This window comes from Propionicimonas paludicola (genome assembly GCF_002563675.1).
In the GTDB taxonomy this organism is placed as follows: domain Bacteria; phylum Actinomycetota; class Actinomycetes; order Propionibacteriales; family Propionibacteriaceae; genus Propionicimonas; species Propionicimonas paludicola.
The window spans coordinates 3212046-3226670 of record NZ_PDJC01000001.1 but is presented as its reverse complement, the minus strand read 5'-3'; the positions used below and the strand labels follow the sequence as shown (position 1 = coordinate 3226670).

12 protein-coding genes are annotated in these 14625 nt (G+C 69.4%); 9 read left to right on the top strand and 3 right to left on the bottom strand.

Features of this window, described 5'->3' with window-relative positions:
- Positions 1 to 128 precede the first annotated feature (128 nt).
- From ATK74_RS14915 to ATK74_RS14905, 3 genes are all read left to right on the top strand, one after another.
- A complete protein-coding gene (locus tag ATK74_RS14915; RefSeq protein ID WP_143483703.1) occupies positions 129 to 500 on the top strand; it encodes a hypothetical protein in 372 nt (123 codons plus the stop codon).
- Positions 501 to 768: 268 nt separating this feature from the next.
- Positions 769 to 3930 (top strand): isoleucine--tRNA ligase, encoded by a 3162-nt coding sequence (gene ileS / locus ATK74_RS14910; RefSeq protein WP_098461788.1) that lies wholly within the window; start codon positions 769 to 771, stop codon positions 3928 to 3930.
- Positions 3930 to 4574: an alpha/beta fold hydrolase gene (locus tag ATK74_RS14905; protein ID WP_098461787.1), complete on the top strand. Its 645-nt coding sequence runs from the start codon at positions 3930 to 3932 to the stop codon at positions 4572 to 4574. The genes ileS and ATK74_RS14905 overlap by 1 nt, the downstream gene beginning before the upstream one ends.
- Positions 4575 to 4587: 13 nt before the next feature.
- Here ATK74_RS14905 and ATK74_RS14900 read toward each other — a convergent pair whose 3' ends face one another.
- On the bottom strand, positions 4588 to 5175 hold the full coding sequence (locus ATK74_RS14900; protein ID WP_098461786.1) for a TetR/AcrR family transcriptional regulator: 588 nt from the start codon (positions 5173 to 5175) through the stop codon (positions 4588 to 4590).
- 83 nt (positions 5176 to 5258) lie between these two features.
- Here ATK74_RS14900 and ATK74_RS14895 point away from each other — a divergent pair, with 83 nt between their 5' ends.
- The 3 genes from ATK74_RS14895 to ATK74_RS14885 all read left to right on the top strand — a co-directional run bounded on the left by ATK74_RS14895 (position 5259) and on the right by ATK74_RS14885 (position 8711).
- Positions 5259 to 5765, top strand: a complete 507-nt coding sequence (locus ATK74_RS14895) for a DUF2867 domain-containing protein (protein ID WP_169923882.1) — start codon at positions 5259 to 5261, stop codon at positions 5763 to 5765.
- Between the two features lie 9 nt (positions 5766 to 5774).
- Positions 5775 to 6707 (top strand): EamA family transporter RarD, encoded by a 933-nt coding sequence (rarD, locus tag ATK74_RS14890; protein WP_098461784.1) that lies wholly within the window; start codon positions 5775 to 5777, stop codon positions 6705 to 6707.
- A 96-nt stretch (positions 6708 to 6803) separates the two neighbouring features.
- Complete coding sequence (locus ATK74_RS14885) at positions 6804 to 8711, top strand: chorismate-binding protein (protein ID WP_143483702.1); 1908 nt, start codon at positions 6804 to 6806, stop codon at positions 8709 to 8711.
- Positions 8712 to 8952: 241 nt separating this feature from the next.
- Here ATK74_RS14885 and ATK74_RS14880 read toward each other — a convergent pair whose 3' ends face one another.
- A complete protein-coding gene (locus ATK74_RS14880) occupies positions 8953 to 11010 on the bottom strand; it encodes a M3 family metallopeptidase (protein ID WP_098461782.1) in 2058 nt (685 codons plus the stop codon).
- A gap of 137 nt (positions 11011 to 11147) precedes the next feature.
- On the opposite strand from ATK74_RS14880, the gene ATK74_RS14875 reads away from it, so the two are divergent.
- The gene (locus ATK74_RS14875; protein WP_143483701.1) at positions 11148 to 11762 is read left to right on the top strand and encodes a YgjV family protein; all 615 of its coding nucleotides are present in this window, start codon (positions 11148 to 11150) and stop codon (positions 11760 to 11762) included.
- 8 nt (positions 11763 to 11770) lie between these two features.
- Here the strand turns inward: ATK74_RS14875 and ATK74_RS14870 are convergent, their stop codons facing one another.
- Complete coding sequence (locus tag ATK74_RS14870; RefSeq protein ID WP_098461780.1) at positions 11771 to 12427, bottom strand: hypothetical protein; 657 nt, start codon at positions 12425 to 12427, stop codon at positions 11771 to 11773.
- Positions 12428 to 12533: 106 nt separating this feature from the next.
- Between ATK74_RS14870 and ATK74_RS14865 the strand changes: the two genes are divergently transcribed.
- Positions 12534 to 13661, top strand: a complete 1128-nt coding sequence (locus ATK74_RS14865; protein WP_098461779.1) for an ATP-dependent 6-phosphofructokinase — start codon at positions 12534 to 12536, stop codon at positions 13659 to 13661.
- The gene (locus tag ATK74_RS14860; protein ID WP_098461778.1) at positions 13661 to 14485 is read left to right on the top strand and encodes a PhzF family phenazine biosynthesis protein; all 825 of its coding nucleotides are present in this window, start codon (positions 13661 to 13663) and stop codon (positions 14483 to 14485) included. The genes ATK74_RS14865 and ATK74_RS14860 overlap by 1 nt, the downstream gene beginning before the upstream one ends.
- The last annotated feature ends 140 nt before the right edge of the window (positions 14486 to 14625 follow it).

Below are 14625 nucleotides of genomic sequence, written 5' to 3'. Positions count from 1 at the left end.
GGCTTCGACAAGCTCGGCCAACAACAAGCCCCGCCATCGCGGCGCTCAGCCGACCTGCGGGGAGCTCACAGCCACGGCACAGGGTGGATGTGCATGCTGAGGGGCACTCGGCAGTAAGGGAGCACGACATGCGACGATTCCCAGGCCCGGACTACTTCTCGGGCTGGCACATGCTGGCTGGCATCGCAGGGTTCCTCGGCACCCTGCTGCTGATCACGCTGATCACCGTGCTGGTGGTCTTCCTGGTCCAGCGGGGCAAGCGGCGTCCCGTCCCGATGGACTATCGGCCGCCGCTGCCGCCGGCCCTGCAGCTCCTGGACGAGCGGCTGGCCCGCGGCGAGATTGAGATCGACGACTACCTCAACCGCAAGGCCGCCATGCTTGGAACACCCACCACGGCCGCCGAACCGGCGGCCTGGCCCGAGCCGGGGCAGGACCCGACCCGGGCGACATCAGCCCGGGTGGACGCAGCTGGCCAGTCCAGCTCCACCGAAGGCTGAGCCAGGACGCCGCCGAGCCCCCAACGCCCGTAGGGGCTCGGCGCGTCGAGCTCGGTTTCGGCCGGGGTTGCCCACAGCCCTAGAATGTGGGGGTCCGCACGGCACTGATGGGGCTATCACCCCGGAGCTGCCGGAAGAACAGAGCGCGAGCTCTCAGTAGAACCGGCCGCGGCGAGCAAGAGCGGGGTGCCGATCTCGGCACCCAAGAAGGGTGGTACCGCGGGGTTCGCCTCGTCCCTTCGTCCGCACCACCGACGAAGGGCACCCGATGACCACCGACTCCACTGAGCGTCCGCTGTATCGCGCCGTCCCCGCGATGCTCGACCTGCCGGCCATGGAGCACGAGATCCTCGACTTCTGGGCCGCCAACGACACCTTCGCGGCCAGCCTGGAGCGCACCGAGGGTGGTGCACCGTGGACGTTCTACGAGGGTCCGCCCACCGCCAACGGCATGCCCGGCACCCACCACATCGAAGCCCGCGTCTTCAAGGACGTGTTCCCGCGGTTCAAGACCATGCAGGGCTTCCACGTCGAGCGCCGGGCCGGCTGGGACTGCCACGGCCTGCCCGTCGAGCTGGCTGTGGAGAAGGAACTGGGCTTCAACGGCAAGCCCGACATCGAGGCCTACGGCGTGGAGGCGTTCAACGCCAAGTGCCGGGCCTCGGTCAGCCGCCACGTGGACGCGTTCACCGAACTCACCACGCGAATGGGCTACTGGGTGAACCTCGACGAGGCCTACTGGACGATGAACCCCAGCTTCGTCGAGTCGGTCTGGTGGGCGCTGAAGCAGATCCACGACAAGGGGCTGCTGGTCGAGGACTACCGGGTCGCGCCGTACTGCCCGCGCTGCGGCACCACGCTGTCCGACCACGAGCTGGCCCAGGGCTACGAGGACGTCACCGACCCCAGCGTGTACGTCCGGTTCCCGCTGATCTCCGGCCCGCTGGCCGGCAAGGCGTCTCTGCTGGTGTGGACGACCACGCCGTGGACCCTGGTCTCGAACACCGCCGCGGCCGTGCACCCGGACGTCACCTACGTCGTGGCCACCAAGGACGAGCCGGACGGTGAGTCGCTGGTGGTCGCCGAGGCGCTGGCCGAGAAGGTGCTCGGCGATGGCTGGTGCCTGGGCCAGAGGTTCCAGGGCAAGGAACTGGAGTACTGGAAGTACAGCCGTCCGCTGGATCTGGTCGAGTTCCCCGACGTGGTCGGCGGCACCCACTACGTCCTGCTGGCCGACTACGTGACCACCGAGGACGGCACCGGCCTGGTCCACGAGGCTCCGGCTTTCGGCGAGGTCGACATGGAGGCCTGCCGCGCCTACGGGCTACCGCTGGTCAACCCGGTGCGCCCCGACGGCACCTTCGATGAGGACCTCGACCTGGTCGGCGGCCTGTTCTTCAAGGACGCGGACGCCGTTGTCATCGACGACCTCACCAGGCGCGGCCTGATGTTCGCCGTCGAGCACCACATGCACTCCTACCCGCACTGCTGGCGCTGCCACACCCCGCTGCTCTACTACGCCCAGCCGTCGTGGTACATCCGGACCACGGCCATCAAGGACGCCCTGCTGCGCGAGAACGGCAAGACCAACTGGTACCCCGAGCACATCAAGTGGGGACGCTACGGCGACTGGCTGAACAACAACATCGACTGGGCGCTGTCCCGCTCGCGCTACTGGGGCACCCCGCTGCCGATCTGGCGGTGTGAGGCCAAGCACCAGACCTGCGTGGGTTCTCGGGCCGAGCTGTCCGAGCTGACCGGCGTCGACTTGTCCGAGCTGGATCCGCACCGTCCGTTCGTGGACGAGGTGAGCTTCTCCTGCCCGCAGTGCGGCAAGACCGCACACCGGGTGCCCGAGGTGATCGACGCCTGGTTCGACTCCGGCGCCATGCCGTTCGGCCAGCTCGGCTACCCGTGGGTGGACGGCTCGAAGGAGGCCTTCGCGGCCGCCTACCCGGCCGACTTCATCTGTGAGGCCATCGACCAGACCCGTGGCTGGTTCTACTCGCTGATGGCCATCGGCACCCTGGTCTTCGACGAGTCCAGCTACAAGAACGTGCTCTGCCTGGGCCACATCCTGGCCGAGGACGGCCGCAAGATGAGCAAGCACCTGGGCAACATCCTGGAGCCCATCCCGCTGATGGATAAGCACGGGGCGGACGCCGTCCGCTGGTTCATGGCCGCCGGCGGCTCGCCGTGGATGGCCCGCCGGGTCGGTCACCAGACCATCCAGGAGACCGTCCGCAAGGTGCTGATGACCTACCTGAACACGGTCGCGTTCCAGAGCCTGTACGCCCGGGCGAACTCGTGGTCGCCGGTCGATGCGCCGTCCACCGAGAAGGCGCATGTGCTGGATCGCTGGCTGACCAGCGCCCGCAATGTGCTGGTCCGCGACGTGACCGCGGCCCTGGAGGACTTCGACACCCAGCGGGCCGGTGCGCTGCTGGCCGAGTTCGTCGACAACCTGTCCAACTGGTACGTGCGCCGCTCGCGGCGCCGCTTCTGGGAGGGCAGCGACGGCGCTCTGCGCACCCTGCACGAGACCATCAACGTGGTCACCCGGCTGATGGCCCCGCTGGCCCCGTTCCTCACCGAGCGGGTCTGGCAGGACCTCGTGGTCGCCACGGACGCCTCCGCTCCGGCGTCGGTGCACCTGGCCACCTGGCCGCTGGCCGACGTTGCCGCCATCGATGACCGGCTGGACGAGGCCATGCAGCTGACCCGGCGGATCGTCGAGTTGGGCCGCTCGGCCCGCTCGGAGGCGAAGGTGAAGACCCGTCAGCCGCTGCGCCGGGCGCTGGTGCCGTCCGCCGCGTTCGGACTGCTGGACGCCGAGCTGATCGCCGAGATCGAGGCCGAGCTGAACGTGGAGTCGGTGGAGTCCTTCGCTTCGGCCGGTGACCTGGTCGACCATTCGGCCAAGGGCAACTTCCGGGCGCTGGGCAAGCGATTCGGCAAGCAGACCCCGCTGGTGGCCAATGCCATCGCCGCGGCCGATGCCTCCGCCCTGGCTGCGTCCCTGGCCGCCTCGGGTACGGCCACCGTGGAGGTGCCCGAGCTGGGAACGACCGAGGTGAGCGCCGAGGAGGTGCTGATCTCCGAGCGTCCGCGCGAGGGCTGGTCGGTGGTCAACGAGCAGGGCGAGACGGTGGCCCTGGATCTCGAGCTGACCCCCGAGCTGATCCGGGCCGGCCTGGCCCGCGAGTTCGTCCGCGCCATCCAGGAGGCTCGCAAGTCGTCGGGCTTCGAGGTGTCGGACCGGATCGCGCTGCGCTGGTCGGCCACCGGTGAGACCGCGGACGCCATCCGCGCCCACGCCGGGCTGATCGCCGACGAGGTGCTGGCCACCGACGTGGCCGAGGCCCCGGCCGGCGAGGGTTGGTTCGCTGACGAGGAGCTCGGCTTCACCTTCACGGTCAGCAAGCTGTGATGACCGGCCGCCGGTTGCCGGTGGTGCTGCTGCACTCGGCCGGCCAGACGCCACAGATGTGGCAGCCGCAGGTCGAGGCCATCGGTGCGGACGTCCGAGTGATCGCGCCGTGGCTGGCAGGGCTCCGTCCCGGTAAGCCAGGTGACATCTCACTGGTCTCGACCGCCGCGGACGTGATCAGCCAGCTCGACCGCTACGGCATCGAGAAGGCCTGGCTGGTCGGCCACCAACTCGGCGCCATGACCGCGCTGCAAGTGGCCACCACCGAGCCGAGCATGGTGGCCGGGCTGGTGCTCTCCGGGGCCATGCTGACCCCGGGCCGGCTGGCCCTGGGCATGCAGAAGACGCTGATCCGGATGCTGCCCAACCAGGCACTGGCCGACAGCGGAGCCACCAAGGCCGACCTGCTGCGCGCCCTGGACGTGATTGCCGGGGCCGACTTCGGCGCCAAGATCGGCACCGTGGAGGTGCCGGCGTTGGTGTTCGCCGGGGCGTCCGACCCGTCCCGGGCGGCCGGCAAGCAGTTGGCCGACGCACTGCCGCAGGGCCTCTACGTGGAGTTGGACGGGGCCGGCGCCATGCCCAGCCTGGAGGCCGCCGACCAGTACAACCAGCTGCTGGTCGACTTCCTCGGGCTCCGCTGAGCCCGGCCCGGCTTCAGCCGCGCGGTATCAGGGCCAGCACCGCCGCGCTGGCAGCGCGGGTCGCCGGCGTGATCCAGTCCGGAATGGGCTCACTCGCGCCGAGGTAGGGGCGAATCATCGCGTACGGAAGCTGTTGCACGGCCGTTCGCACCTTAACCAGGTCGGCATCGGCAGCACCGAAACGCCTGCCCGTCGCCATAAGGGCCATCTCGGCGGAGTCGTTGAGACTCACAACATCCTCGCGCTGGTCCTGCGGGCAATCCGCCACCAAGGCGTGATACCGATACAAGGTGAGCGCGATCGCCTCCTCGGGGTTCGCCCGGCAGTAGTCAGGCACCCGACAGGCAGCGGCCAGTAGCGCCTGCTCGGCATCCGGGTTCTCCAGTGCGTCCATGAACGCGACCTGGAAGCGTCGGATGCTGCGAACCCAGAGCGCGACGAACAGGGACTCCCGAGTCGGGAACCTGTAGTAGATGCTGCCCACTCGGGTCCCCAGGCGCGCGGCGACCTCCTCGACCGTGGCATATCGCCAGCGTTCGGCGACAACCGCCAGCGCGGCGTTGAGGATGTCGTCGTTGTCGAATCGCGGCGGCCGGCCCATGCGGCGATCCTAGGAGTATTTGTGGCAGGGCTCAAGAATCATTAGTATTTGTGGCATACCCCAAAAACTATGAGGAGGAACCAGTGACCCGCGCTACCTGCATCCCCGCCGGTGCCCAGGCCCTCGCCCGGACGCCTGGCTTTGACTACGCCGACGCTCAGCTGATCGAGCTCCCGACAGATACCAACCGAGACCCGGCCGTATGGGCGGAGCGGATCTTCTCCCATGAGTCCTGGCCGATGGCGCTGCGGGCCCTGATGGTGATCCGCAACGCGATCGTGCCGCTGTTCGGGATCCGCAGGGAGACCGGGCAGGGCACCCTCGTCAGCGAGGTCATCGACGGCGAGGCGCTGATCGAGAATCGGGACAAGCACCTCGACTTCCGGATCGGAACCACCATCAGCGACGACGTGTTGTGCATTGTCACCGTGGTGAAGCTGCACGGCTGGCTGGGCCGGCTGTACTTCCTGCCGGTGCGCGTGCTGCATCCCGTGGTGGCCGAGACCATGCTGCGTCGGGTCGTGCGCGACTCCACCAAGCCAGGGTCGGTCCTCGGGCAGGGTGCGGGAAGGGCAGCGCGGCTCGCATAGGGTGTTCTGGTGCCAGAACGTCCGCAGCAGAAGCTCGACTCCACCGGCCTGATCCTGGCGTTCACCGCCTACCTACTGTGGGGCGCGTTCCCGTTCTACTTCAAAATGCTGTCGGCGGCCGATCCGTTCGAGATCATCGGCCATCGGGTCACCTGGACGTTCGTGTTCTGCCTGCTCGGCCTGCTGGTCACCCGCCAGCTCGGGGGCTTCGTCGAGGCGCTACGCACCCCCAAGCTGTTCTGGGGACTGACCGGGGCCGGTCTGCTGGTCACCGCCAACTGGTCGATCTACGTGTGGGGCGTGCTGAACAACCACATCGTCGACGCCGCCCTTGGCTACTTCATCAACCCGCTGGTGACGGTCAGCCTGGCCGTCCTGGTGCTCGGCGAACGGCTCCGGCGCGCACAGGTGGTGGCGCTGAGCGTGGGTGCGCTGGCCGTGATCGTGATCACCATCGGCTTCGGTCAGGTGCCGTGGGTGGCCCTCTCGCTGGCCTTCAGCTTCGGCTTCTACGGCCTGGCTAAGAAGCAGCTGGGCGCCCACGTGAGCCCGCTGGTCGGGCTGACCATCGAGACGGCGCTGCTCACTCCGTTCGCGCTGGGCTTCCTGGTGTGGCTGCAGGTCACCGGACGCAGCCACTTCTTCAGCGAAGGCCCCGGGCTCACCGTCGGACTGGCCCTGGCCGGCGCGGTCACGGCGATCCCGCTGCTGCTGTTCGCCGGTGCCGCGCAACGGATCCCGCTGTCAGTGATCGGGCTGCTGCAGTACCTGGCGCCGGTGATCCAGTTCAGCATCGGCGTCCTGTTCAACCATGAGCAGATGCCGCTGCCCCGCTGGATCGGCTTCAGCCTGGTGTGGGTGGCGCTGGTCGTCCTCACCATCGACAGCCTGCGGGCCGCCCGCGGCCCGGACCTGGTGATCGAACCCGAGGTCATGGACTAGGGGACGGTTCCATCACCGTCCGCCCGCTGACAAGGTCGCGCAACTGCCACCCTGATCCCGGGGACGAGGCGGGTCCCGGCCGCTAGCGTGGCCACGATGACCAGATCGCTCGGCCAGCTCGGCGCCCTCCTGTTCGACGCCGACCCTAGCCAGGCGCGCTGCCGACGCTATCGAGGCCCAGTGCGATCCTGGGGCTGCCCGGCCGATGCCTCGGCTGCCGACGTCCGTCGCACCGTCGACGAGCTGGACGCCGCCACCCGGGACGGCGCCGAGATCGTGCTGAGCCTGGCCTACGAGGCCTACCGAGTGTTCTCGGTCGCGGACGGCCTGACTCCGCTCGCCGACCCCGGCCGGACGCCACTGCTGCAGGCCGTCGAGTTCGCCGGCTGCGATCTGCTCACCGCCGACCAGGCGTTGGCGTGGCTGGCCGCGCTGGCCGGCGATGCCGAGGCGCAGTTCGCACCAGTGCAGCCGTCGATCACGGCCGAGGCCTACGGTGCCGCCGTGGAACGGGTCCGCGAGCAGATCGCCGCGGGACGGACCTACCAGGCCAACCTCACCTTCGGGACTGACAGCCGCCTCCGCGGCTGGGCCGAGCCGTCGGGCGACACTTCGGGCGGGGATCGACTGCTGGCGTCCGGCTTCGCTCAGCTGGCCGCCGAGGCCGAGATCGGCTACGGCGCGCTGCTGCTGTCTCCGGAAACGTCGTTGCTCTCGCTGTCGCCGGAGCTGTTCTTCAGCCTGGACGGACGTCGGCTGACCACCCGTCCGATGAAGGGAACAGCCCCGATCGGAGCCACGCCCGAGGAGACCGCGGCCAACGCCGAGGCGCTGGCCGCCGACCCGAAGAACCGCGCCGAGAACCTGATGATCGTCGACCTGCTGCGCAACGACCTGGCCCGGCTGCCGCAGACTCGACAGGTGGCGGTCAGCGAACCGTTCGCGGTTGCGCAGCACGGGTCGGTGCTCCAGATGACCACGACCATCACCGCCGACCTGGACGTGCTACCGAGCCTGTGGGAGCTCCTCGACGCCCTGTTCCCGTGCGGTTCGGTGACCGGCGCTCCGAAGCGGGAGACGATCCGGATCCTGGGCGAGCTGGAGGCCGGGCCGCGCGGCGCGTACTGCGGCGCCATCGGTTACCTCTCGGCCGGGCCGGACGGGCTCGCGGTCACCATGAGCGTCCCGATCCGCACTCTCGAGGCCCCCGCTGAGCCGGACATCACGCCCGCCGGACTGGTCAGCTGGCCGCTGCGACTCGGGCTCGGCGCTGGCATCACCTACCCATCGGTTGCCGCGGACGAGTGGGCCGAATGCCTTCTCAAGGGCCAGTTCCTGGACCGGATCGGACGCCGGTTCGAGCTGATCGAGACCATCCGGCTGGTTCGGACCGATCTCGGCTGGCTGGCTCCAGCCGCCGACGCACATCGGGAGCGAATGGCGTCCAGCGCGGCCGAACTGGGGCTGCCCTGGCGTCCGTCGGAGTTCGACGAGGCGTTGATGGCCGGGCTCGCGCAGGCGTCCGCGGTCGCCGCACCCGACGAGGACACCCTCGGACTGCGGCTCGGACTGGGCGAGGACGGCCAGTACTCGCTCGCGCTGCGCCACTTGGAGACAGTGCCGGTTGCCCGGTTCGCCCTGCACCCGCAACCGCGGCACAGCGCCGACCCGACTCTGCGACACAAGACCACCCTGCGCTCGGCCTACGACCGCGCTCTGGCCGATGCCCGCAGCCGAGGCCTGTTCGACGCGGTGTTCACCAACGAGCGCGGCGAGCTCACCGAGGGTGCCCGCAGCTGCCTGCTCGTCCGGCTGGACGGGGCCTGGCACACCCCGCCGCTGTGCTGCGGAGTGCTGCCCAGCCTGACTCGCGCCGCGTCGCTGGCCGACCTCGAGCTGGGCGTGATCGAGTCGGTGCTCACCCCGTCCGACCTGCTGCGGGCGGAGGAGCTCCGACTTGGCAATGCCCTCTACGGCCTGCTGACGGCGCAGTTCGTCGACTGAGCCCGCCGCCGCACCATGGGCGCTCAAACCCGAGTTTGGTCCCGATCCGAACCGCTCACGCGGCAGCCAGCAACTCAAACCCGACTTTGGCGCCCCATCCGAGCTCCTCCGAGCCTGAAATCGGTACCGAAATCGGGTTTCACTTCAGCCGGCTCGTCCGACGGCTCCAGATCGGGACCCTTCTCGGGTTCGAGGCATCCCGACCCACCAGCAAGCCGAAAGAAGGTCGGACGTTCCTGGCTCAGGCCAGGCCGCGGCGTTCCAACAGGTGTGCGAGATCCGGGTCGGTGCCCCGGTAGTCCCGGAAGGCCTGCATCGAGTCGATCGAGCCGCCGCGAGCCAGCAGCCGACGGCGGTAGCGCTCGCCGTTCTCCCTGGTCAGACCGCCATTGGCGGTGATGAACGCGACCGTGTCCGCGTCCATCACCTCGCTCCACAGGTAGGCGTAGTAACCGGCGTCGTAGCCCCCCTCGAAGCTGTGCCGGAAGTACGTCGAGCGGTAGCGCGGCGGCACCAGCGGGTAGTCCAGCCCGACCTTGGCCAGCGCAGCCTGCTCGAAGGCCTCCACCTCGTCCGGCCCGGACGGGAGCTCGGCCAGCGGCGTGGAATGCCAGACCTGATCCAGCAGCGCGGCGCCCAGGTACTCGGTGGTCTTGTAGCCCTGCCCGTAGCGATTCGACCCGATCAGCGTCTCCACCCAGGCCGCCGGCAGCGGCTCCCCGGTCGCGTAATGCACGGCGTAGGCCCGCAGCAGGGACGGCTCCAGCGCCCACATCTCGTTCACCTGGGACGGGTACTCGACGAAGTCACGCGGGGTTTCGGTGCCCGACTGCGAGCGGTACTGGGTGTCGGAGAGCAGCCCGTGCAGGGCGTGGCCGAACTCGTGGAACAGCGTGATCACGTCGTCCCAGGTCATCAGTGTCGGCTCGCCGGCCGGCGGCTTGACCAGGTTGGAGTTGTTGGTGACGATCGGCAGCTGGCGCAGCAGATGATTCTGGTCGCGGACGTTGTTCATCCACGCCCCGCCCTGCTTACCGCCGCGAGTGTAGAAGTCGGCCAGGAACAGCCCGATCGGGGTGCCGTCAGCCTCGTCCACCTCGAAGACTCGGACCTCGTCGTTGTAGCCGCGCAGGTCCGTCCGCTCGGTGAAGGTGATCCCGAACAACCCGTTGGCTGCGGCGAACACACCCTCGTGCAGCACCCGCTCGAGCTCCAGGTAGGGACGCAGCCGGCCCGAATCCAGGGCGAACCGCTTGGTCCGCAGCTGCTCGCTCACGAACTGCCAGTCCCAGGCCTCGAAGCTCTCCCCAGGGGCGATCTCGGCCCACAGCTCAGCCAGCTCGGCAGCTTCGGCCTTGGCATTGCCGACCGCGGCCGGGGCCAGCTTGGTGAACAGCTCCCAGACCGCGGCGGCCGAGCCGGCGCAGCCGTCAGAGGCGGCGTAGTCGGCGTGGCTGGCGAAGCCGAGCAGCGCGGCCCTTTGGGCGCGGAGCCGGGCCAGTTCGGCCACGATGGCTCGGGTGTCGTGGGCCCCGGACAGGCCGCGTCCGATCGCAGCGCGATGGACGCGCTCGCGCAGCCCACGGTTGGTGAGCACGTCCAGGCAGCGCTGGCCGGTGGTGTTCTCGACCTCGATCAGCCAGCCCTCCAGGCCGCGTCCGGCGGCCAGCTCGGCGGCGGCAGCCACCTCGGCCGGGCTCAGCCCGTCCAACTCGGCGGGGTCGGTGACCAGGACGGCAGCCTCATTCATGCCGGCCAGACTCTCCCGGCCGAAGGCCGACTGAAGCTCGGCGATCCGGGCGTTCAGCTGCTGCAACTGGGCCCTGGGCTCGTCGGGCAGGTTCACCCCGGCCCGGACGAAATCGGCCAGCTTGCGGGTCAGCCAGTAGGCCGACTGCTCGTCCAGAGTGACTTCGCCGGCGCGGACCCGCTCGTCCAGCGCGGCCACCCGGTCGTACAGCGCACGGTTCAGGTAGATGGCGTCGTGGTGGGCGGCCCAAGCGGTGGCGATCGCGGCTTCGGCGGCGTCCAGCACGTCGTTGGTGTCGGCCGGCTGCTTTGTGTAGAAGGCGTTGGCCGCCCGAGTGAACAGCTCGCCGCTGCGCTCCCACGCCTCGATCACATTGGCCAGATCGGCCGGCTCGGGGTTGGTGGCGATGGCGTCCAGCTCAGCCAGCTGCTCGGCCATTCCGGCCTCGATCGCCGGCTGATAGTCGGTGTCGGCGATGGCCGTGAAGTCGGGCAGACCAAACGGCAGGACGGACGGGCTGGCGAAGGGGTTGGCTGCATCCAAAGGCATATCGCCATCATTGCCGCCCCTACCGCCCTTGGCCAACCTGAGACCACGTGGGCGGCAATGGAACCGTCCCCGCCGCTCACGGGAAAGGGGGACTGCCCCCTGATCCGCGGCCCGTGCGGGTGGCTTACTCTTGGCGGATGGGCCTCACATGGGTGGATCTGATCGGGTATCTGGCGTCGGCGCTGGTGGTCGCCTCACTGGCGATGACCTCGGTAGTCCGGCTGCGGATCGTTTCGCTGGTCGGTTCGGTGGTCTTCGTCGGGTACGGGGTCGCGCTCGGCTCGATCCCGGTGATCATCACCAACACCGCCGTCGCGGCCATCAACATCTGGTTCCTGCGCAAGGAGTTCAGCGCCAACCGTGATCTGGGCGCGGTGCCGATCGCGACCGACGCTCCCTTCCTGCAGGACTTCCTGCGCTCGCACGCCGCCGACATCGCGCACTTCCATCCCGAGTTCACCGGACCCGACGCGGACGATCTGGTGCTGCTGCTGACCCGAAACGGGCTGCCGGCCGGCGTCTTCGTGGCCAGCCGGGACGGCGACACCCTGCGGCTCAAGCTCGACTACGTGATGAGCGCCTACCGCGACTCCCGGATCGGCACCTGGCTGTACCGGCGCGGCACGAAGGCGTTCACCGACGCCGGTGCCCGCCAGATCCTTGCGGCGAGCCCGTCACCGGACGTCCGCAGCTACCTGCTCCGGGTCGGCTTCCGCGCGTCCGGGGACGACCTGGCCCTCGCCCTGGGCTGAGCCTGCGCCTAGTCGCAGTAGGAGATCGGCCCGGCCATCACGGTGTCGGGCTGGCCGTCGTACCCCATGAAGGTCAGCCCGTTGGCCAGGGTGAAGATCTGCCCGCCGTCGCCCAGTTCGGAGTCGGTGAGCTTGCCGTCGGGGAACTGCTTCTTCAGCTCGGCGAAGTTCAAGTCGAGCGGGACGTCACCGGCTATCACCAGCGGAGCCGCGAACGGCTCCTTCAGCTGGAAGCCCCAGGCCGAGAGCGTCCGCGGCGCCTTCTTGGACGCCGTCTTGGCCTGGTACTGCACCCACAGCCCGCCGTAGGTGACCGTGGCGGCCCACGGGGCGGCGTCGTTCAGCTCGCAGAGCACGCCTTCCATCCGCTCGTCCGGGGCGCCCAGCCGGGTGGTCAGCAGTTGTGCGACGGTCTTCTCCGGGGTGCCGAACTTCAGGCCGCCCAGGCCGTTCCCGGCCAGCTCGACGGTGTTGGCAGCCGGAGTCTGGGAGGGGGTCTGCGTCGGGCTGGCCGCCGGGGTGGTGGCCACCGGGCTGGGACTCGGCGAGAGACTCGACGGCGTAGTCGGCGGCGTTTGGGTGGCATTGGGCGGCGTCACGGCGCAGCCGGCCAGGACGAAGAACAGCACAGCCGGCAGCAGCGTCCGGCGCAGGGGGTGGGACATCCGGCCTCCAATCGATCGTGCGTTACCACAAGCAAAGCACCCCCACCGGGGATCGCGGCAAGGACCTGCCGCTAGCCTGAGGCCTAGTCGAATCGAAGGGACCGCCATGGCTGAAGCGACCAAAAGGATCGGAATTCTGACCGCCGGTGGGGATAGCCCGGGGCTGAATGCGGCAATCCGGGGCTTCGGCAAGGCGGCGATCAGCAACGGCTGGGAGCTGGTCGGCTTCCGCGACGGCATCCGAGGGCTGGTCGAGAACCGGTTCGTCCAGCTGGACTCCAGCGCCCTGTCCGGCATCCTCACCGTCGGCGGGACGATCCTGGGCACCAGCCGGGACAAGGTCCACAAGATGGTGGTGGACGGCGAGGTGCGCGACATGCGTCCGCAGGTGCTGGAGAACCTGGCCGTTGACGGCCTGGACGCTCTGGTGATGCTCGGCGGTGGCGGCACGGCCAAGAACGCGCTGCGCCTGGTCGAGGCCGGAGCCAACGTGATTCACCTGCCCAAGACCATCGACAACGACATCGCTCGTACCGACACCACCTTCGGTTTCGCCACGGCCATGGAGATCGCCACCGAGGCCATCGACCGGCTGCACTCGACCGCGCACAGCCACCACCGGATCATCCTCACCGAGATCATGGGCCATCGGGCCGGCTGGCTGGCCCTGGGCGCCGGGATCGCCGGCGGTGCCGACATCGTGTTGCTGCCCGAGATCCCGTACTCGGTGGAGAGCGTTGCCGAGACGATCAAGGCTCGACTGAAGCATGGCTCGACCTTCTCGGTGGTGGCCGTCGCCGAAGGCGCCCGGGATCTGCACGACACCGCCGATCTGGAAGCCGCCCGGCTGTTGGTGAAGTCGGCCAGCACGCCGGAGGCGGCCCGGGCCGCCAAGGCGCACCTGGCCAACGTCGAGGACTCCCAGCGCGAGCACACCTTCAAGCTGGCCCGCGAGCTCGAGGCCGCGACCGGGCTGGAGTCGCGGGTGTCGATCCTGGGCTACGTCCAGCGCGGCGGGACGCCGTGCGCGGCCGATCGGCTGCTCGGCTCCCGGATCGGGACGGCCGCGGCTCATGCGGTCAGCAAGGGCAACTTCGGAGTGATGGTGGCAGCCCGCGGCGAGGACACCGAACTGGTGCCGCTGCCCGAGGTGGCCGGCCACCTCAAGCTCGTCCCGCCCGACCACGAATGGATCCTGACCGCCCGCAAGTTGCGGACGGGGTTGGGCGACTGATGCAGCGGCGGTTCACCCAGGTCGACGTCTTCGGGCCGGAGGCGGACGGCTTCGGCAACCCGCTGGGCGTCGTGGTGGACGCCGACGGGCTGAGTGAGGCCGAGATGGCCGGCTTCGCGGCCTGGACGAACCTGTCCGAGACCGTCTTCCTGCTGCCGCCGACCACCCCGGAGGCCGACTACCGGGTGCGGATCTTCACCATCGACAACGAGTTGCCCTTCGCCGGGCACCCGACCCTGGGCAGCGGCTTCGCCTGGCTGGCCGCCGGCGGCGTCCCGCGGCGTCCCGGCGAGCTGGTTCAGGAGTGTGGAGTCGGCCTGGTGCCGTTGCTGATCGAGGACGACCAGGTGGCCTTCGCCGCCCCGCCGCGGCGACGCACCGGACCACTGTCCGACGAACTGGTCGCCCGAATCGAGGCCGTGATCGGAGTCCCGAGCAGCGAATGGGTGGCCCACGAGTGGGGCGACAACGGCCCGCCGTGGATGATGGTCGAACTGGCCGACGCCCAGGCCGTCCGCACCGTCCGCTTCGATCACAGCAGGCTCGGCCCGCTGGAGCATTTGGGCCTGGTCGGACGGGAGACCGGACGCTTCGCGTACGAGGTGCGCGGCCAGGTCGGCGCCTGGGAGGATCCGGTCACCGGCAGCCTGAACGCCTCGGTCGCCCAGTGGCTGCGCGCCCGCGGCGCCGTGCCGTCCGAGTACACGGCCACCCAGGGCTCGCAGCTGGGCCGGCGCGGCGAGATCTTCGTCCACGACGATGGCACCGACATCTGGATCGGTGGACGAGTCCGCCCGATCATCACCGGCACCGTCGACCTCTAGCCGGACCGAAACGGGGACGGTTCCGACACCGTCCACTCTGGTCAGCGCAACTCGATGGAACCGTCCCCACTGAGCGGGTGGGACGCATGGGGACGGTTCCCTTTCGTCCCACTCCGCAGGCGGCTCCCCCAAGACGCCAC

Excerpts from the sequence above, each read along its gene's own strand:
- ATK74_RS14915 (WP_143483703.1), top strand. The coding sequence starts at position 129 with ATGCGACGATTCCCAGGCCCGGACTACTTCTCGGGCTGGCACATGCTG.
- ileS (WP_098461788.1), top strand. The coding sequence starts at position 769 with ATGACCACCGACTCCACTGAGCGTCCGCTGTATCGCGCCGTCCCCGCG.
- ATK74_RS14905 (WP_098461787.1), top strand. The coding sequence starts at position 3,930 with ATGACCGGCCGCCGGTTGCCGGTGGTGCTGCTGCACTCGGCCGGCCAG.
- ATK74_RS14900 (WP_098461786.1), bottom strand. The coding sequence starts at position 5,175 with ATGGGCCGGCCGCCGCGATTCGACAACGACGACATCCTCAACGCCGCG.
- ATK74_RS14885 (WP_143483702.1), top strand. The coding sequence starts at position 6,804 with ATGACCAGATCGCTCGGCCAGCTCGGCGCCCTCCTGTTCGACGCCGAC.
- ATK74_RS14880 (WP_098461782.1), bottom strand. The coding sequence starts at position 11,010 with ATGCCTTTGGATGCAGCCAACCCCTTCGCCAGCCCGTCCGTCCTGCCG.
- ATK74_RS14875 (WP_143483701.1), top strand. The coding sequence starts at position 11,148 with ATGGGCCTCACATGGGTGGATCTGATCGGGTATCTGGCGTCGGCGCTG.
- ATK74_RS14870 (WP_098461780.1), bottom strand. The coding sequence starts at position 12,427 with ATGTCCCACCCCCTGCGCCGGACGCTGCTGCCGGCTGTGCTGTTCTTC.
- ATK74_RS14865 (WP_098461779.1), top strand. The coding sequence starts at position 12,534 with ATGGCTGAAGCGACCAAAAGGATCGGAATTCTGACCGCCGGTGGGGAT.
- ATK74_RS14860 (WP_098461778.1), top strand. The coding sequence starts at position 13,661 with ATGCAGCGGCGGTTCACCCAGGTCGACGTCTTCGGGCCGGAGGCGGAC.